Annotated in this window: 18 protein-coding genes; 11 read left to right on the forward strand and 7 right to left on the reverse strand. The window is 72.2% G+C overall.

What is annotated here, in order from left to right:
* The first annotated feature begins 8 nt into the window (after positions 1-8).
* Both QIS99_RS04915 and QIS99_RS04920 read left to right on the forward strand, forming a co-directional pair.
* Positions 9-1457 (forward strand): aldehyde dehydrogenase family protein, encoded by a 1449-nt coding sequence (locus QIS99_RS04915; RefSeq protein WP_282511390.1) that lies wholly within the window; start codon positions 9-11, stop codon positions 1455-1457.
* Positions 1447-2343, forward strand: coding sequence for an aldehyde dehydrogenase family protein (locus QIS99_RS04920; protein WP_282510849.1), 897 nt, complete (start codon positions 1447-1449; stop codon positions 2341-2343). Before QIS99_RS04915 ends, QIS99_RS04920 begins: the two co-directional genes overlap by 11 nt.
* 215 nt (positions 2344-2558) lie before the next feature.
* On the opposite strand, the gene QIS99_RS04925 is transcribed toward QIS99_RS04920, so the two are convergent.
* Positions 2559-2975, reverse strand: coding sequence for a hypothetical protein (locus QIS99_RS04925; RefSeq protein WP_282510851.1), 417 nt, complete (start codon positions 2973-2975; stop codon positions 2559-2561).
* An 80-nt stretch (positions 2976-3055) separates the two neighbouring features.
* Here QIS99_RS04925 and QIS99_RS04930 point away from each other — a divergent pair, with 80 nt between their 5' ends.
* Complete coding sequence (locus tag QIS99_RS04930; protein ID WP_282510853.1) at positions 3056-3781, forward strand: nucleoside/nucleotide kinase family protein; 726 nt, start codon at positions 3056-3058, stop codon at positions 3779-3781.
* 203 nt (positions 3782-3984) lie between these two features.
* On the opposite strand, the gene QIS99_RS04935 is transcribed toward QIS99_RS04930, so the two are convergent.
* Positions 3985-4737, reverse strand: coding sequence for a SigE family RNA polymerase sigma factor (locus QIS99_RS04935; RefSeq protein WP_282510854.1), 753 nt, complete (start codon positions 4735-4737; stop codon positions 3985-3987).
* Positions 4738-5052: 315 nt separating this feature from the next.
* Here QIS99_RS04935 and afsQ1 point away from each other — a divergent pair, with 315 nt between their 5' ends.
* From afsQ1 to QIS99_RS04960, 5 genes are all read left to right on the forward strand, one after another.
* Positions 5053-5730, forward strand: a complete 678-nt coding sequence (gene afsQ1, locus QIS99_RS04940; RefSeq protein ID WP_282510855.1) for a two-component system response regulator AfsQ1 — start codon at positions 5053-5055, stop codon at positions 5728-5730.
* A complete protein-coding gene (locus QIS99_RS04945) occupies positions 5727-7259 on the forward strand; it encodes a sensor histidine kinase (RefSeq protein WP_282510857.1) in 1533 nt (510 codons plus the stop codon). Before afsQ1 ends, QIS99_RS04945 begins: the two co-directional genes overlap by 4 nt.
* A complete protein-coding gene (locus QIS99_RS04950) occupies positions 7256-7885 on the forward strand; it encodes a hypothetical protein (protein ID WP_282510859.1) in 630 nt (209 codons plus the stop codon). The genes QIS99_RS04945 and QIS99_RS04950 overlap by 4 nt, the downstream gene beginning before the upstream one ends.
* Before the next feature lie 252 nt (positions 7886-8137).
* Positions 8138-8638, forward strand: a complete 501-nt coding sequence (locus tag QIS99_RS04955; protein ID WP_282510860.1) for a VanZ family protein — start codon at positions 8138-8140, stop codon at positions 8636-8638.
* A 99-nt stretch (positions 8639-8737) separates the two neighbouring features.
* Complete coding sequence (locus QIS99_RS04960) at positions 8738-8947, forward strand: PspC domain-containing protein (RefSeq protein WP_282510861.1); 210 nt, start codon at positions 8738-8740, stop codon at positions 8945-8947.
* Positions 8948-9114: 167 nt separating this feature from the next.
* Here the strand turns inward: QIS99_RS04960 and QIS99_RS04965 are convergent, their stop codons facing one another.
* Together QIS99_RS04965 and QIS99_RS04970 are read right to left on the reverse strand one after the other, a co-directional pair.
* Entirely contained in the window at positions 9115-9444 is a 330-nt protein-coding gene (locus QIS99_RS04965) for an ATP-binding protein (RefSeq protein ID WP_282510862.1), read from the reverse strand.
* 144 nt (positions 9445-9588) lie between these two features.
* Positions 9589-10734, reverse strand: coding sequence for an adenosine deaminase (locus QIS99_RS04970; RefSeq protein ID WP_282510863.1), 1146 nt, complete (start codon positions 10732-10734; stop codon positions 9589-9591).
* 181 nt (positions 10735-10915) lie between these two features.
* On the opposite strand from QIS99_RS04970, the gene QIS99_RS04975 reads away from it, so the two are divergent.
* Positions 10916-11674, forward strand: coding sequence for a prolyl oligopeptidase family serine peptidase (locus QIS99_RS04975; protein ID WP_282510864.1), 759 nt, complete (start codon positions 10916-10918; stop codon positions 11672-11674).
* Between the two features lie 75 nt (positions 11675-11749).
* Here the strand turns inward: QIS99_RS04975 and QIS99_RS04980 are convergent, their stop codons facing one another.
* Complete coding sequence (locus QIS99_RS04980; protein WP_282510865.1) at positions 11750-12733, reverse strand: LysR family transcriptional regulator; 984 nt, start codon at positions 12731-12733, stop codon at positions 11750-11752.
* Positions 12734-12795: 62 nt separating this feature from the next.
* Between QIS99_RS04980 and QIS99_RS04985 the strand changes: the two genes are divergently transcribed.
* Positions 12796-14112: an MFS transporter gene (locus QIS99_RS04985; RefSeq protein WP_282510867.1), complete on the forward strand. Its 1317-nt coding sequence runs from the start codon at positions 12796-12798 to the stop codon at positions 14110-14112.
* A 144-nt stretch (positions 14113-14256) separates the two neighbouring features.
* Positions 14257-15258, forward strand: coding sequence for a sigma-70 family RNA polymerase sigma factor (locus tag QIS99_RS04990; protein WP_282510868.1), 1002 nt, complete (start codon positions 14257-14259; stop codon positions 15256-15258).
* Here QIS99_RS04990 and QIS99_RS04995 read toward each other — a convergent pair.
* Together QIS99_RS04995 and QIS99_RS05000 are read right to left on the reverse strand one after the other, a co-directional pair.
* A complete protein-coding gene (locus QIS99_RS04995) occupies positions 15154-15504 on the reverse strand; it encodes an STAS domain-containing protein (RefSeq protein ID WP_282510870.1) in 351 nt (116 codons plus the stop codon). The genes QIS99_RS04990 and QIS99_RS04995 overlap by 105 nt on opposite strands.
* Positions 15505-15644: 140 nt before the next feature.
* Positions 15645-16922 carry a thymidine phosphorylase gene (locus QIS99_RS05000; RefSeq protein WP_282510871.1) on the reverse strand — a complete coding sequence of 426 codons (1278 nt, stop codon included), beginning with the start codon at positions 16920-16922 and terminating at the stop codon, positions 15645-15647.
* Positions 16923-17023 lie beyond the last annotated feature (101 nt).

Consider the following 17023-nt stretch of genomic DNA (forward strand, 5'->3'; position numbering starts at 1 on the left):
CCATGACCATGGACAAGCAGACATCTGTGTTCGAGTACGCGCCCGCCCCCGAGTCGCGTTCCGTCGTCGACATCGCCCCGTCGTACGGCCTGTTCATCGACGGCGAGTTCCGCGAGGCCGCGGACGGCAAGGTCTTCAAGACCGTCTCGCCCGCGACCGAAGAGGTGCTCTCCGAGGTCGCCCAGGCCGGGGCCGAGGACGTGGACCGGGCCGTGAAGGCGGCGCGCAAGGCCTTCGAGAAGTGGTCCGCCCTGCCGGGTGCCGAGCGGGCCAAGTACCTGTTCCGGATCGCCCGGATCATCCAGGAGCGCTCCCGCGAGCTGGCCGTCCTCGAAACCCTCGACAACGGCAAGCCGATCAAGGAGACCCGGGACGCGGACCTCCCCCTGGTCGCCGCGCACTTCTTCTACTACGCGGGCTGGGCCGACAAGCTCGATCACGCGGGGTACGGGGCGAATCCGCGCCCCCTCGGCGTCGCCGGGCAGGTCATCCCCTGGAACTTCCCGCTGCTGATGCTGGCCTGGAAGATCGCCCCGGCCCTCGCCACCGGCAACACGGTCGTCCTCAAGCCCGCCGAGACGACGCCGCTCTCCGCGCTCTTCTTCGCGGACATCTGCCGCCAGGCGGGGCTGCCGAAGGGCGTCGTCAACATCCTTCCGGGGTACGGGGACACGGGCGCGGCGATCGTCGCGCACGACGGCGTGGACAAGGTGGCGTTCACCGGTTCCACGGCCGTCGGCAAGGAGATCGCCCGTACGGTCGCGGGCACGGACAAGAAGGTCACGCTCGAACTGGGCGGCAAGGGCGCCAACATCGTCTTCGACGACGCCCCCATCGACCAGGCCGTCGAGGGCATCGTCTCCGGCATCTTCTTCAACCAGGGGCAGGTCTGCTGCGCCGGCTCCCGGCTGCTCGTACAGGAGTCGATCCAGGACGAGCTGCTCGACAGCCTGAAGCGGCGGCTCTCCACGCTGCGCCTCGGTGACCCGCTCGACAAGAACACCGACATCGGCGCGATCAACTCCGCCGAGCAGCTGGCCCGGATCACCGCACTCGCCGAGACCGGTGAGGCGGAGGGCGCCGAGCGCTGGTCCGCGCCCTGCGAACTCCCCTCCTCCGGTTACTGGTTCGCGCCCACGCTGTTCACCAACGTCACGCAGGCGCACACCGTCGCGCGGGACGAGATCTTCGGCCCGGTGCTCTCGGTGCTGACGTTCCGCACGCCCGACGAGGCCGTCGCCAAGGCCAACAACTCGCAGTACGGCCTGTCGGCGGGCATCTGGACCGAGAAGGGCTCGCGGATCCTCGCGGTCGCGGACCGGCTGCGCGCCGGGGTCGTCTGGGCCAACACGTTCAACAAGTTCGACCCGACCTCGCCCTTCGGCGGCTACAAGGAGTCGGGCTTCGGCCGCGAGGGCGGCCGTCACGGTCTGGAGGCGTACCTCGATGTCCGATAAGTCCGAAGCGCGGCTCAGTGTCTTCAAGACCTACAAGCTGTACGTGGGCGGGAAGTTCCCGCGATCCGAGAGCGGCCGGGTGTACGAAGTGACGTCGAGCAAGGGTGAGTGGCTGGCCAACGCCCCGCAGTCGTCCCGGAAGGACGCGCGGGACGCGGTCGTCGCCGCCCGCAAGGCCTTCGGCGGCTGGGCCGGGAAGACGGCGTACAACCGCGGCCAGGTCCTGTACCGCGTCGCGGAGATGCTGGAGGGCCGGCGCGAGCAGTTCGTGCGCGAAGTCGCCGACGCCGAGGGCCTGTCGAAGTCCAAGGCAGGCGCGCAGGTGGACGCCGCGGTCGACCGCTGGGTCTGGTACGCGGGCTGGACCGACAAGATCGCGCAGATCGCGGGCGGCGCCAACCCGGTCGCCGGGCCGTACTTCAACCTGTCCTCGCCGGAGCCGACGGGCGTGGTCACCGTCGTCGCCCCGCAGGAGTCGCCCCTCCTCGGGCTGGTCTCCGTGCTCGCCCCGGTGATCGCCACCGGCAACACGGCGGTCGTGATCGCGAGCGAGCGGGCACCGCTGCCCGCGCTCTCCCTCGGCGAGGTCCTCGCCACGTCCGACCTGCCGGGCGGCGTGGTCAACATCCTGTCGGGCCGTACGGCGGAGATCGCGGCGCCGCTGGCCGCGCACCAGGACGTCAACGCGCTCGACCTGTGCGGCGCGGACGAGGTGCTCGCCAAGGAGCTGGAGGTCGCCGCGGCCGAGAACCTGAAGCGGGTGCTCCGCCCACAGCCTGTGGACTGGTCCGCGGACCCGGGCACGCACCGCCTCACCGCGTTCCTGGAGACGAAGACCGTCTGGCACCCGACGGGATCGCTCGGCGCGTCCGGCTCCGCGTACTGACGGACCCGGGTTCGGGTGTGGACGGACGACCCCGCTCCGCGTACCGACGGAACCGGTTGTCCGTACTACGGACCCGGTTGTCCGTACGAACGAGCGCCGGGCGGGCCCCAGTCGGGGTCCGCCCGGCGCTCGCGTCTGCCTCGCGTCTGCGCTTGCCTCGCGTCTGCGCTTGGGGCGCGTCTGCGCTTGGGACGCGGTCTGCGCCGCCCGTCGGCTCAGCCGGGGATCAGGCCCGTCACCTGGCCCACCAGCGGCAGGTCCTTGAGCGTGCCGCCCTGAGCGACCGGGCCGGTCGCCGCCGCCGTGGACACCGGCGCGAAGTCGGCGACCTGAGTGCCGACCGCGTTGTCCAGCGGGTCGACGCCGGTGTTCGCCAGCGGGTCCAGCTGGAGGTTCTTGAGCGGGCCGGTCGCGTACGGGAGCGCCTGCGTCACCGCCGCGCCCGCCGCCTGCGGGTCGAGCTCGCCCAGCGGGACCAGCAGCCCGGCCGCCGCCTCGCTCACCGGCAGCGGCTGCGCGCCCGCCGTTGCCGCGCCGCCCGCGCCGAGCGCCGCGCCGGCCGCGGCGAGGGTGAGTCCGGCGCGCATCAGCGTGCGGTGCGCGGGCCTTCGGGATGCTGCATGTCGTGCCATCTGCCGTGCCATGAGTACGCCACCTGTCCAGGCCGTGATCAATGCGTAATCGCGTGAGCACGAAGCGTAATTGAGACGTGATGCGGCTTTCAAAGAACTCCCCCGCGGGGTCGCTTGTGCGAGGGAATGCCTCACACTGGTGTTCCGTGAACGCCCATCCCCCGATACCGACGCGCGTCGTCCTGCTGACCGGCCCCTCCGGCGCCGGCAAGACCCGACTCGCCGCCCGCTCCGGCCTCCCGGTGCTGCGCCTCGACGACTTCTACAAGGAGGCCGGCGACCCCACGCTCCCCCTGGTCGCGGGCAGTCGGGACGTCGACTGGGACTCCCCCGGCTCCTGGGACGCTCAGGCCGCCGTGGCCGCGATCGCCGAGCTGTGCCGTTCGGGGCGTACGCGGGTGCCGGTCTACGACCTCTCGGTGAGCGCGCGGGTCGGCGCGGAGATGTTCGACATCGAGCGCACGCCGCTGTTCATCGCCGAGGGCATCTTCGCCGCGGACATCGTGGAGCGCGTACGTGAACTCGGCGTCCTGGCCGACGCGTTGTGCCTGCGGGGGCGGCCCACGACGACGTTCCGCAGGCGGCTGCTCCGCGATCTGCGGGAGGGCCGCAAGTCGGCGCCGTTCCTGCTGCGGCGCGGCTGGCGGCTGATGCGCTCGGAGCGCTCGGTGGTGGCCCGGCAGGCCGCGCTCGGCGCGCACCCGTGCGGCAAGGAGGAGGCCCTGGGCCGGCTCGCCTCGGCGGCGGCGGGGCGGTGCGTGTCCGCACGCGGTACGCGGCGGAGTTCGGCGCCGGATCCGGCGTGACGTGGCGACGGGACCGGCAGGCCCCCCGGCCTCCCAGTCCCGCTGCCTGTTTCTACCCGCGCTCCCCGTAGGTCCCCCCGTTTCCCCCGTTTCCCCCGTTTCCCCCGTTCCTTTCTCCTTCGGGATCCCGTTCCCGTACTCCCCCGTACTCCCCCGTACTCCCCCGTGGGATCCCGTTCCCCCGTGCCTTCGACCCGCGGTGGCTATGCCACCAGTTCGCCGAAGGACTCCTCCAGGTCACGGCCGAAGCTGAGGACCTCGTCCTCGCGCAGCCGGCGCAGGGAGCGCCAGATGCTGGACTTCACCGTGCCGACACTGATGTCGAGAATGTCCGCGATCTCCGGGTCCGTACGGCCCTCGTAGTAGCGGAGCACGAGCATCGTCCGCTGCAGTTCCGGGAGGCGGGCCAGGGCCTGCCAGAGAACCGTGCGCAGCTCCGTGCCGCGCATCGCGTCCGTGTCGCCCACCGTCTCCGGCAGCTCCTCGGTCGGGTACTCGTTCAGCTTGCGGCGGCGCCACGCGCTGATGTGCAGATTGGTCATGGTGCGGCGGAGGTAGCCCCCGACCGCGGCCTTGTCCGTGATCCGGTCCCAGGCGCGGTACGTCGAGAACAGCGCGCTCTGCAACAGATCCTCGGCCTCGAACCGGTCACCGGTCAGGTGGTACGCGGTGGCGTACAGGGAGGCGCGGCGCTCCTGGACGTAGGCGGTGAACTCCACCTCCGACAGGGACGTCCGCTCCCCCGAGTCCTCCCTGTACGACGCTCCCCCGTTGCCGACCCCGCGCTGAGCACGGGAGTCGACCACCGTCATGTAACCGGTGTGCTGTCGTCCGTTTCCGCGAGCGCACCCCCGCACTCCCGACCCGGACTTCTCGTGCTGGCCCGCACCCCGCGTGGTGATGTCGTGCAGACGCGTGACAACTGCGCTCGCGCTGGTGCCGTGCAGTGTGTTCATCTCGCGCCCCCCGTCGTGGAGTCTGGCCCAGCGGCTCCGCCCGAGCCTTCCGGGCGGCGCCTTCCCTGATGACCCAAAGCCTGCCCCGCGACTTTCATCGCGCTGTCCGGCGACTGTCACAGGCCTGTCACAGGGGCCTGTGCACCGCCTGTCGGTCACCCTGTCCGTCGCCCCGTCCGTCGCCCTGTCCGTCGCCCTGTCGGCCACCGGGATCGCCGGACAGCGGGCTGGGAGCGGACCGGGAGCGGACCGGGAGCGGACTGGGAGCGGTCCGACTGTCGAAACACCACCGCCCGATGCGACAGAATGACCGACGTGCCTTCCCTGTTGCTGATCGAAGACGACGACGCCATCCGCACGGCCCTTGAGCTGTCGCTGACGCGCCAGGGGCATCGTGTGTCCACCGCCGCCACGGGCGAGGACGGTCTGAAGCTGCTGCGCGAACAGCGCCCGGACCTGATCGTTCTTGACGTCATGCTGCCCGGCATCGACGGGTTCGAGGTGTGCCGCCGCATCCGGCGCACCGACCAGTTGCCGATCATCCTGCTCACCGCGCGCAGCGACGACATCGACGTGGTGGTCGGCCTGGAGTCCGGCGCCGACGACTACGTGGTCAAGCCCGTGCAGGGCCGCGTACTCGACGCCCGGATCCGGGCCGTCCTGCGCCGCGGCGAACGCGAGGCCAACGACGCGGCGGCCTTCGGTTCGCTCGTCATCGACCGCTCCGCGATGACGGTCACCAAGGACGGCGAGGACCTGCAGCTCACTCCGACCGAGCTGCGCCTGCTGCTCGAACTCAGCCGCAGGCCCGGCCAGGCCCTCTCCCGCCAGCAGCTCCTGCGCCTGGTGTGGGAGCACGACTACCTCGGCGACTCCCGCCTGGTGGACGCCTGCGTGCAGCGGCTGCGCGCCAAGGTCGAGGACGTGCCGTCGTCCCCGACGCTGATCCGCACGGTCCGGGGCGTCGGCTACCGCTTGGACACGCCTCAGTGACAGCTCCCCGCAAGACCTGGAGCCGCCGGTTCCTCACCAGCCTCCGCCTCACCAGCCTGCGGCTGCGCCTCGTCCTCGTGTTCGCGCTGATCGCGCTGATCGCGGCCGTCTCCGCGTCCGGCATCGCGTACTGGCTCAACCGCGAGGCCGTGCTCACGCGTACGCAGGACGCCGCGCTCGGCGACTTCAAGGAGGCCATGCAGGACCGCGTGGCCGCCCTGCCGCGCCGGCCCACGCAGGACGAACTCGACCGCGCGGCACGGAACATGGCCCACGGCAGCCAGGGGTACAGCGTCGTCCTGATCGGCGAGGACCCCGACGGCCGGACCGTCGTCGGCACCTCCGAGCTGGACGCCTTCACCCTCGACGACGTACCGGACGCGCTGCGCAAGGCCGTCCGGCAGCCCACGACGGCGAAGTCCGGCGAGAAAACGTACCGCCTGTTCTGGCAGCGCGAGGTGGAGGGCGGAACCCCGTATCTCGTGGGCGGTACGCGGGTGATGGGCGGCGGGCCCACCGGGTACATGCTCAAGTCCCTCGCGCCGGAGGCGAAGGACCTCAACTCCCTCGCCTGGTCCCTCGGGATCGCCACCGCGCTCGCCCTGATCGGCGCCGCGCTGCTCGCGCAGGCCGCCGCGACCACCGTGCTCAAGCCCGTGCACCGGCTCGGCGTCGCCGCCCGCCGCCTCGGCGAGGGCAAACTCGACACCCGCCTCAGGGTCTCCGGCACCGACGAACTCGCCGAGCTGTCCCGGACGTTCAACTCCACGGCCGCGTCCCTGGAGAAGAAGGTCGCCGACATGAGCGCCCGCGAGGAGTCCAGCCGCCGCTTCGTCGCCGACATGTCGCACGAGCTGCGCACCCCGCTCACCGCGATCACCGCCGTCACCGAGGTGCTCGAAGAGGAGGAGGACAGCCTCGACCCGATGATCGCCCCGGCCGTACGCCTGGTGGTCAGCGAGACCCGGCGCCTCAACGACCTCGTCGAGAACCTGATGGAGGTCACCCGCTTCGACGCCGGCACCGCCCGCCTCGTCCTCGACGACGTGGACATCGCCGACCAGATCACCGCCTGCATCGACGCCCGCGCCTGGCTGGACGCCGTCGACCTGGACGCCGAGCGCGGCATCACCGCCCGCCTCGACCCGCGCCGCCTCGACGTGATCCTCGCCAACCTGATCGGCAACGCCCTGAAGCACGGCGGCTCCCCGGTCCGCGTGTCCGTGCGCGAGGAGGGCGAGGACCTGCTGATCTCCGTACGCGACCACGGGCCCGGCATCCCGGAAGAGGTCCTTCCGCATGTCTTCGACCGCTTCTACAAGGCCAGCGCGTCCCGGCCGCGCTCCGAGGGCAGCGGCCTCGGCCTCTCCATCGCCCTGGAGAACGCCCACATCCACGGCGGCGAGATCACGGCCGCCAACTCCCCGGCCGGCGGCGCGGTGTTCACCCTCCGCCTGCCGAACGGCGAGAGCACCGGCAACGGGGACGGCGGCAGCACGGAACAGCAGGCGAAGAAGGCGGAACGATGACGGCACCCACGCGCACCCGGGCACGCCTAGGGCCTGTCCGCGCCGCCCTGGCCACCCTGCTCGCCGCGGGCGCCGCGGGCTGCGGCATCCGCGCCACGGAGGTCCCGACGGACTTCGGCCCGGCTCCGTCCCGGGTGCCGTGCGTGAGCACCGCGGCCGACGTCACCACCCGGACCGGGACCGGCACCCTGCCGGAGGAGATCTTCCTCGTCTGCGGCTCGCAGCTGGTACGCGTGGACCGCGCCGTACGCATCTCCGCCACCGACGCCGAGGACCCGGTCAAGGTCGCCCAGGCCCTGCTCGCCGAACTCCGCGAGCCGCTCACCGAGGCCGAGGAGCAGGCCGGGTTCACCTCGGACGTCAAGGGCGACCCGAAGATCAGCGGCCCGCGCGGCGACGACCCGCCGAAGGCGCTGCGGATCAGCACGCCGCCGGAGCGGATGTCCCCGTACGAGCTGGCGCAGATCGTCTGCACCTTCGCGCAGAGCGTGGCCGCGGAGCGGGACGATTCGGTCCTGCTCGGTGGGACCGGGCAGGACTCCCCGCTCCGGCGGTACGAGTGCACGGACGAGCTCAGGTCCCGCCCGGGCACGGTGCCCGCCCCGGCGGAGACGGTCACTCCGTAAGGGGCGGCCCGAAGGGGCACGGGGAACTGCGCGAGCAACCCGCGACCTGCCGCAGTCGCAACTGCGTGGTGCATGTGCAGACGCGTCTGCGGCTCTTCGGTGGCTGATCGCGCAGTTCCCCGCGCCCCTGGGGAGGGCCCGACGGGGCACTCCGCGGGACGGGGGCGGCCCGACGCGGGAACCGTGGTGACGGGAAGGCGCGTCTTGGGGTGCGTGCAGTGTCAAGGCCAAAGCGGCAGCCCGCCTCTCCGCGTGGCGGGAGCCGTCCTCCTCCTCGCGCATCTCCTGTCCGTCGCCTGGGTGACGCTGCGTCCCCTGGACGTGCCCTGGGTGAGCGCGCCCAACCTGCAGCCGATGGCCGGGGTCAGAGCGGATCTGGCGCTCGCCCCGGCCGAGGCGGCGCGCCGGATCGGCGAGCACGTGCTGCTCCTGGCCCCGCTCGGGGTGCTGCTCCCGCTGGTCGGCGGGCGCCTGTACGTCTCCCCGCTGGCGTCCCTGGCCCGTACCGTCGCCGTGGGCGTGCTGCTCTCCCTGGCGATCGAGCTGCTGCAGACCGGGGTGCCGGGTCAGGTCGTCGACGTCGACTCGCTGTGGCTCAACCCGCTCGGGGTGGCCCTGGCGCACCTGGCCGTCGTCCCCGCGGCCCGCGCCCGGCTGCGCAGGCGGTCCCGGGGACCCGTGCGGGACCGCCCCAGGGATGAGGGGCCTCAGGGTTCGACCCCGACGATTCCCAGGGTCGGGATCGCCCCGTAGCCCGACGCTTTGCACCGCTTCGCGGACGTACCGTCGAAGACACCCGGGAGGCACCCCGGGAGACACCCTGACGATGTCCTCGTACGCGAAGGAGCCACCATGACCGCCCTTGTTCGCCCCAGGAACGGACGGATGATCGGCGGAGTGTGCGCAGCGCTGGCCCAGCGCTTCGGCACCTCCGCGACGACGATGCGCGTGATCTTCGTGGTCTCGTGCCTGCTGCCCGGACCGCAGTTCCTGATCTACCTCGCGCTGTGGCTGCTGCTGCCCTCGGAGAAGAAGGCCGGACCCGCCTCGCCCGCCTGGTAGCCGTACGCACGCGGGCCCGTACGCACGCGGGCCCGTACGCACCCGGGCCCGTACGCACCCGGCCCGTACGCACACAACAGCGGCGGGGTGCGCGCTCCCGGAGGAGTGCGCACCCCGCCGCTCGTCGTCGCCCGCGCCGGGAAGGGGGCCGGTGCGGACCGGCGGGATCAGCCGCCGAGGGGCAGGCCCTGGCCGACGGGCAGGCCGCCGATCAGGCCGGAGACCGGGTCGCCGCCCTCGCCGCCGGCCGGGGCGGCCTGCGACGCGGCGGTCAGACCGCCCGCGACGGCCTCCTGACCGGTGGCCAGGTGCTCACCGGCGCCACCGGGGAGCGCCGAGGCGACGTTCTCGACGGGCAGGGTGGAGGCCACGTTGCCGACGGTCCCGGCGGCGTCGGTCAGGCCCGGGACCACGGCCGACGCGCTGCCGGCACCGGCAGCGGCGAAAGCGGCACCGAGAGCGGCGACACCGAGGGTCTTGGCGGCAGAGTGCTTCATGGTGAATACGTCCTTGTGAAGGGGACTTGCTGAGCGGTCTCGCAAGCTATCCACGGGCCGTACGCGCCAGCAAACACCGAAACGCCTCGAAAAAGGGCCGGGAACACATGTCCCGGCCCTTTCGATTCACCTCAATCAGCCCACTCAGTCGACAGAACCGCTGGTCGAAGCGGTCTGCTGGAACAGCCACTCGGATTTCAACTCGGCGTATCCCGGCTTGATCACGTCATTGATCATGGCCAGTCGTTCATCGAAAGGAATGAACGCTGATTTCATCGCATTGACTGTGAACCACTGCATGTCGTCGAGCGTGTAACCGAAGGCGCCGACCAGGTGCTCGAACTCGCGGCTCATGCTCGTGCCGGACATCAGCCGGTTGTCGGTGTTGACCGTGGTCCGGAAGTGCAGCCGACGGAGCAGCCCGATGGGGTGATCGGCGTACGAACTGGCCGCGCCCGTCTGCAGGTTGGACGTCGGGCACATCTCAAGCGGGATGCGCTTGTCGCGTACGTACGAGGCGAGGCGGCCGAGCTTGACCGTGCCGTCGTCGGCGATCTGGATGTCGTCGATGATGCGGACGCCGTGGCCGAGCCGGTCCGCGCCGCACCACTGCAGGGCCTGCCAGATGGACGGAAGGCCGAAGGCCTCGCCCGCGTGGATCGTGAAGTGGTTGTTCTCGCGCTTCAGGTACTCGAACGCGTCCAGGTGCCGGGTGGGCGGGAAGCCTGCCTCCGCGCCCGCGATGTCGAAGCCGACGACGCCCAAGTCCCGGTAGCGGTTGGCGAGTTCGGCGATCTCCAGGGCGCGGGCCGCGTGCCGCATCGCGGTGAGCAGGGCGCCGACGCGAATCCGGTGACCGCTGGCCTTCGCGCGCCGCTCGCCCTCGCGGAAGCCGGAGTTGACCGCCTCGACGACCTCTTCGAGGGTGAGGCCCCTCTCCAGGTGCTGCTCGGGCGCGTACCGGATCTCCGCGTAGACCACGCCGTCCTCGGCGAGGTCCTGGGCGCACTCGGCGGCGACCCGGAACAGGGCGTCCTTGGTCTGCATGACGGCGCAGGTGTGGGCGAACGTCTCCAGGTAGCGCGGCAGCGAACCGGAGTCGGCGGCCTCGCGGAACCAGATGCCGAGCTTGTCGGCCTCGGTCTCGGGCAGTGCCTCGTACCCCACCTCTTGGGCGAGTTCGATGATCGTGCCGGGGCGCAGGCCGCCGTCGAGATGGTCGTGCAGCAGCACCTTCGGGGCCCGCCGGATCTGCTCCGGGGCCGGTGCGGGAGTGGTCTGGCTCGTCATCTCGGCACTGTACCGCCTACGCGCGTAGATGTCTGCGCTTGTACCACTCTTCGATACGAACCGTGGCTCGCGCGGCACGGCAGCAGCCCGGAAACGGCCCGGCAGCGGGGGGCCGTGTCGATACGGAACAGTGACCGGTACTTGGGGTTCCGTACATCCGGGCTTCTGAGAGTGTTCTGCCATGGCTCAGCAAGCAATGCCCTTACCCGGCACCCGACTTGGGCGTCTCATCGGCGCGGAGCGCTCCGCCGTCAGCGGTGTGGTGCTGCTGCTGCCGGGCGGCGCCGAGGTGTCCGCGCGCCGCCCCTCGCCGCTGGCCGTCAACACGGCCCGCGTGCTCGGGCGGCACCTGGTGCGGGCGGGGCGCGCGGAGGGGCTTGTCGGCCATGTCGTGCACTACGGGCGGCGCGGCTGGAACGGCACGGACGAGCTGCCGGCGCGCGCGGCCCGCTGGGCGGTGGAGGAGGTCGTACGGCGCTACGGCGACGTACCGGTGTGCCTCGCCGGCCTCGACATGGGCGGCCGCGCGGCGCTGCACGCCGCGGACCATCCGGCCGTCAACTCCGTCCTTGCGCTGGCCCCCTGGCTGCCGGAGGACGATGTCGCGGTGGCGCCCGAACCGGTGAAGCAGCTGAGCGGGCGGCGGGTGCTCATCGTGCACGGCACGAACGACGAGCGGACCGATCCGGAGTTGTCGTTCCGGTTCGCCGAGCGGGTGAAGAAGGCGAACCGGGACACGTGCCGGTTCGAGGTCCACTCGGACGGGCACGGGCTGCATCAGCACCGGGCCGAGGTGGCGGCGCTCGCGGCGGACTTCGTGCTCGGGGCACTCTTCGGGCGCCCCTTCTCCCGCCCGGTCACGGACGCCCTCGCGGCTCCGCCGCCGCTGGGGCTGCGCATGCCTCTGGCCTCCGGGTTCGGGCGGTCCTTGCGGGGGTAGCCGGGGGTGCGGGGCACGCCTGTCGGGGGTGCGGGGCACGCCTGTCGGAAGTACGGGGCACGCCGCCCCCTACGCCTACGCCAGCAACCGCCCCCGCCGCCCCAGCAGAAACTCCCGGAACGCCGCCACCGGAGGCGGCACCGGGCGGTCCGCCAGCCAGGCCACGCCGATCTCGCGTACCGCCCGGGGCGCCGTCACCGTCAGCTCGACCACGCCCGGACGGGCGAACGCCGGCGGCGGCAGCAGGGCCACGCCCAGGCCCGCCGCGACAAGCCCGCGCAGCGTCTCCGCCTCCTCGCCCTCGAACGCGATCCGCGGCCTGAACCCCGCCTGCGCGCACAGGTCGTCCGTGATCCGCCGCAGTCCGAAGGGCGGTTCGAGCGTCACGAACGCCTCCTCCGCCGCCTCCGCGAGCCGCACCCGCTTGCGGGCGGCGAGCCGGTGGTCCTCCGGCACGACGAGCCGCAGCCGCTGCTCGTCCAGGCGGCGCGCGACCAGGTCCGGGGCGTTGGGCACCGGCGAGGTCAGGCAGAGGTCGAGCTCGCCCGCGCGCATCCGCTCCAGCATCCACTCGCCGTACCCCTGCACCAGCGCGAACCGCACCCGCGGATGGTGCACGCGGAACTCCCGCAGCAGCCCCGGCACCGTCTCCGAGCCCATGGTGTGCAGAAAGCCGAAGGCGACCTTCCCGGCCTCCGGGTCCGCGTCCGCCCGTACCGCCTCCGCCGCCCGCTCCACCTCGCCGAGCGCCCGCTCCACCGAGGCGAGGAACGTACGGCCCGCGGGAGTGAGCGAGAGCGTACGGCCGTGGCGGGCGAACAGGTCGACGCCCAGGTCCTGTTCGAGCCTGACCAGGGCCCGGGACAGCGTCGACTGCGGCACTCCCAGCTCGTGCGCGGCGCGCGTGACGTGCTCGGTGCGGGCCACCGCGGCGAAGTACGCGAGGCGCGGCGCGAGCACCGACGGCCAGGAGCCGGCGGCGCTCTCGACGGTCCTTGTGATGTCTTCCGGGTAACTGCTCTGCGACAGCCGCCGCCGTGATCTGCTCTCATGCGCCATGGGATTGATTCTCGCTCGTTCATGCATTGGACGCATCAGGCGTACGTCCCTACTTTTGACGTATGCCACCTGCCAGTAGCAAGGCGTCCGCCCAACCCGCGGGCGCCCTCACCTCCGCGTCCCCCGCTTCCTCCCCCGCTCCCGCCCCCGTCGAGACCGACACGCGTCTCACGCCCGGCGGCCCCGGCTACCGCCGGATGAGCTTCGCCCTGTTCGCCGCGGGGCTCGCCACCTTCGCCCTGCTGTACTCCACGCAGGCCCTGCTCCCCGCGATCTCCGCGGACTTCGCCGTCACCGCCGACACCGCGAGCTGGACGGTCTCCGCCGCTACCGGCGCCCTCGCCCTGTGCGTACTGCCGCTGAGCGCGCTCTCGGAGCGGTTCGGGCGGCGCACGCTGATGACCTGGTCCCTGACCGTCGCCGTCGCCGTCGGCCTGCTCGTGCCGTTCGCGCCCGACCTCGGCTGGCTGATCGCGCTGCGCGCCGTGCAGGGCGCCGCGCTCGCCGGGCTGCCCGCATCGGCGATGGCGTACCTGGCGGAGGAGGTACGCCCCAAGGCGCTGATCGCCGCGATCGGCCTGTTCGTGGCCGGCAACTCCATCGGCGGCATGAGCGGCCGCGTCCTCACCGGCTGGGTCGCGCAGGCCTGGGACTGGCGCGCGGCGCTCGCCGCGGTCGGCCTGATGGCCCTGGTGTGCGCGGCCGTCTTCCGGCTGCTGCTGCCCGCGCCCCGCCACTTCCGCACCGGTTCGCTGCGCCCGCGGGCCCTGGCGCGGACCGTCCGCGGCCATCTCGCCAACCCGCTGCTCTGCCGCCTGTACGTGATCGGCGCGCTGTTCATGACAGTGTTCGGCGCCGTCTACACGGTGATCGGCTACCGGCTCGTCGACGCCCCGTTCTCGCTCCCGCAGGGCGTGGTCGGCTCGATCTTCCTGGTCTACCTGGTCGGCACGGCCTCCTCGGCCGCCGCGGGCAAGCTCGTCGGGCGGCTCGGGCGGCGCGGCGCGCTGTACCTGGCCGTCGGCACGACCGCGTCCGGCCTGCTGCTCTCGCTGTCCGACGGTCTCGTCGCCGTGCTGCTCGGCCTGGTGCTGATCACGGCGGGGTTCTTCGCGGGGCACGCGGTGGCGTCCTCCTCGGTGAGCCGTACGGCCACAAAGGGGCGCGCGCAGGCCTCCGCCCTGTACCAGTCCGCGTACTACCTGGGCTCCAGCGTGGGCGGCACGCTCGGCGCGTTCGCGTTCCACGCCGGAGGCTGGTCCGGCACGGTCCTGCTCGGCCTGCTCGCGGTCCTCGGCGTCGTCTCGGTGACGCTGTACGGCTCGCACGCGGCGCGCACCGAGCGCCGGATCCTGGTCGCCGCCGCGGCGCACCGCTGAACCGGCCGCAACCGCTCACTGTCCACCTCAACTGCCGCTTCGTACCTGGTTTTCCCAGCTCCCGCGCGATTGTCAGTGGGGTCCTGTAGCTTCCGAAGAGACGGTCGGGACCGGCCGTACGGAGCGGTGGTTGAGGTGGACTCCATGAGTGATCTGGCAACGACGCAGAGCGAGCTCGACGCCGGCATGCAGAAGTACCGCACGGAGCTGACGGGCTACTGCTACCGCATGCTCGGCTCCAGCTTCGAGGCCGAGGACGCGGTGCAGGACGCCTTCGTCCGCGCCTGGCGGGCGTACGACAAGTTCGAGGGCCGCTCCTCGCTGCGCTCCTGGCTCTACCGCATCGCGACGAACGTCTGCCTGGACATGCTGAGCGCCGGGAACAAACGCGCCCTGCCGATGGACTTCACCGAGCGCGGCCGCCAGGCCACGGCCCAGCTCAACCCGCACCCGGAGGCCACCTGGCTGGAGCCGATCCCCGACAGCCGCATCCTGCCGTCCACCGCCGACCCGGCGGACACGGCCGTGGCCCGGGAGTCCGTGCGGCTCGCGTTCATCGCCGCGCTGCAGCATCTGCCGCCCAAGCAGCGCGCGGTGCTGATCCTGCGCGAGGTCCTCGCCTGGCGGGCGAGCGAGGTCGCCGAGCTCCTCGACACCTCGGTCGCCTCGGTGAACAGCGCCCTGCAGCGCGCCCGCGCCACCCTCAACGAGTCCCCGGTCAAGGACTCCGACCCGGCGGACCCGCTCAACGAGGAGCAGCAGGACCTGCTGAAGCGCTACATGGAGGCGTTCCAGGGGTACGACATGAAGGCCCTGGCCGCCGTGCTGCACGACGACGCCGTCATGACGATGCCGCCGTTCGACCTGTGGCTCAAGGGCCACGACGACATCCTGGCGTTCCTGGTCAACCAGGGCGCGGGCTGCGAGGGCTCCAAGCTGCTGCCCACCTTCGCCAACGGCACCCCGGCCTTCGCGCACTACAAGCCGGACCCGGAGGGCTCGGGCGCCATGGTGCCGTGGGCGCTGCAGATCATCGAGACGTCACAGGGCCGGATCAGTGGGTTCCACTGCTTCCTCGACACCAAGCGGTGGTTCCCGCTCTTCGACTTCCCCGAGCAGCTCGCCCAGGCCGACCAGGGCCAGTAGCCCGGTCAGCCGGCGGCCGGGGTCCCGGATGCGCATCACGGCCCCTGCTCTGCGGGCGGTCAGGCGCATCCGGGCCAGGGCCTCGACGGCGGCCAGGTCGGCCACGTCGAGCGCACCGGCGTCGCAGACCACCTCGGTGGCGCCGGTGGCCCGGAGCCCCGCGGCCATCTGCTCGCACAGCTGCGGCACCTCGTCCCGGGCGACCCGGGCGCCGAGGCCGACGACAAGCGGTTCGGTTGCCTTCACACAGGGCAGACCCGCGGACCGCCCGGAACTCATCGGAGGGGTGCGGGCCCTTCACGCTCCGCGCACGCGGCCGCCGCACCCCACGGACTGGCGGGTGCGGCGGCCGGGGAGTGGCACCCTCAAGGCCCTGAAGGGTTCGCTCAGGCGATGCGGTCCAGGACGATCGGCCGCGCGCTGAACTCGGCGCCCGCGGGGCCGATGTCGTACGCGGAGTCCAGCGCTTCGAGGGCGTAGTCGAAGCGGTCCGGGGTGTCGGTGTGCAGGGTGAGCAGGGGCTGGCCCGCCTTCACCGGGTCGCCGGGCTTGGCGTGCAGTTCGACGCCCGCGGCGGCCTGCACCGGGTCCTCCTTACGGGCCCGGCCCGCGCCCAGGCGCCAGGCGGCGACGCCCACGTCGTACGCGTCCAGGCGGGTCAGCACGCCGTCCGACGCGGCCGCGACGATCTGCTGTTCGCGGGCTACGGGCAGGTCCGCGTCCGGGTCGCCGCCCTGGGCCGCGATCATGCGGCGCCACACGTCCATCGCCGACCCGTCGGCGAGCGCCTTCGCCGGGTCGGCGTCCCGCAGGCCCGCCGCGTCCAGCATCTCGCGGGCGAGGGCCAGGGTCAGCTCGACGACGTCGGCGGGGCCGCCGCCCGCCAGCACCTCGACGGACTCCCGGACTTCGAGGGCGTTGCCGGCGGTGCGGCCGAGGGGGGTCGCCATGTCGGTGAGCAGGGCGACGGTGCGGACGCCGTGGTCGTTGCCCAACCCCACCATCGTCTCGGCGAGTTCCCGCGCGTCCGCCTCGGTCTTCATGAACGCGCCCGAGCCGGCCTTCACATCGAGGACGAGCGAGCCCGTGCCCTCCGCGATCTTCTTGCTCATGATCGAGGAGGCGATCAGCGGGACGGCCTCGACGGTGCCGGTGACGTCGCGCAGCGCGTACAGCTTCTTGTCGGCCGGGGCGAGGCCGTCGCCCGCGGCGCAGATGACGGCGCCGGTGCTGTTCAGTACGTCGAGCATCTCGGCGTTCGACAGCAGTGCGCGCCAGCCGGGGATGGACTCCAGCTTGTCGAGGGTGCCGCCGGTGTGGCCGAGTCCGCGGCCGGACAGCTGCGGTACGGCGGCACCGCAGGCGGCGACGAGGGGCGCGAGGGGGAGGGTGATCTTGTCGCCTACGCCGCCGGTGGAGTGCTTGTCGGCGGTGGGTCGGGTGAGGCTCGAAAAGTCCATCCGCTCACCGGAGTTGATCATCGCGGCGGTCCAGCGGGCGATCTCGGGGCGGGTCATTCCGTTGAGGAGGATCGCCATCGCGAGGGCGGACATCTGCTCGTCTGCGACGGTGCCGTTGGTGTAGGCGTCGATGACCCAGTCGATCTGGGCGGGGGTGAGCTCTTTGCGGTCGCGCTTGGTGCGGATGACGCTGATGACGTCCATGGGGTCACCTTCCAGGTGCGGGTGGTTGGTGGTTGCGGTCTTTTCGTGCCCCTCCCCGCCCCTTCCCGAAAGACTGCCGTCGGCACGGGGGCCAGCCCCCG

Source organism: Streptomyces solicavernae (assembly GCF_029968095.1).
In the GTDB taxonomy this organism is placed as follows: Bacteria; Actinomycetota; Actinomycetes; order Streptomycetales; family Streptomycetaceae; genus Streptomyces; species Streptomyces solicavernae.

Bases quoted from the DNA above. Each gene is read 5' to 3' on its own strand.
- QIS99_RS04920 (WP_282510849.1), top strand. From the start codon at position 1,447: ATGTCCGATAAGTCCGAAGCGCGGCTCAGTGTCTTCAAGACCTACAAG.
- QIS99_RS04970 (WP_282510863.1), bottom strand. From the start codon at position 10,734: ATGACGAGCCAGACCACTCCCGCACCGGCCCCGGAGCAGATCCGGCGG.
- QIS99_RS04990 (WP_282510868.1), top strand. From the start codon at position 14,257: ATGAGTGATCTGGCAACGACGCAGAGCGAGCTCGACGCCGGCATGCAG.
- QIS99_RS04980 (WP_282510865.1), bottom strand. From the start codon at position 12,733: ATGGCGCATGAGAGCAGATCACGGCGGCGGCTGTCGCAGAGCAGTTAC.
- QIS99_RS04975 (WP_282510864.1), top strand. From the start codon at position 10,916: ATGGCTCAGCAAGCAATGCCCTTACCCGGCACCCGACTTGGGCGTCTC.
- QIS99_RS04985 (WP_282510867.1), top strand. From the start codon at position 12,796: ATGCCACCTGCCAGTAGCAAGGCGTCCGCCCAACCCGCGGGCGCCCTC.
- QIS99_RS04965 (WP_282510862.1), bottom strand. From the start codon at position 9,444: ATGAAGCACTCTGCCGCCAAGACCCTCGGTGTCGCCGCTCTCGGTGCC.
- QIS99_RS04915 (WP_282511390.1), top strand. From the start codon at position 9: ATGGACAAGCAGACATCTGTGTTCGAGTACGCGCCCGCCCCCGAGTCG.
- QIS99_RS04950 (WP_282510859.1), top strand. From the start codon at position 7,256: ATGACGGCACCCACGCGCACCCGGGCACGCCTAGGGCCTGTCCGCGCC.
- QIS99_RS04925 (WP_282510851.1), bottom strand. From the start codon at position 2,975: ATGGCACGACATGCAGCATCCCGAAGGCCCGCGCACCGCACGCTGATG.
- QIS99_RS05000 (WP_282510871.1), bottom strand. From the start codon at position 16,922: ATGGACGTCATCAGCGTCATCCGCACCAAGCGCGACCGCAAAGAGCTC.
- QIS99_RS04960 (WP_282510861.1), top strand. From the start codon at position 8,738: ATGACCGCCCTTGTTCGCCCCAGGAACGGACGGATGATCGGCGGAGTG.
- QIS99_RS04935 (WP_282510854.1), bottom strand. From the start codon at position 4,737: ATGAACACACTGCACGGCACCAGCGCGAGCGCAGTTGTCACGCGTCTG.
- QIS99_RS04930 (WP_282510853.1), top strand. From the start codon at position 3,056: ATGCGGCTTTCAAAGAACTCCCCCGCGGGGTCGCTTGTGCGAGGGAAT.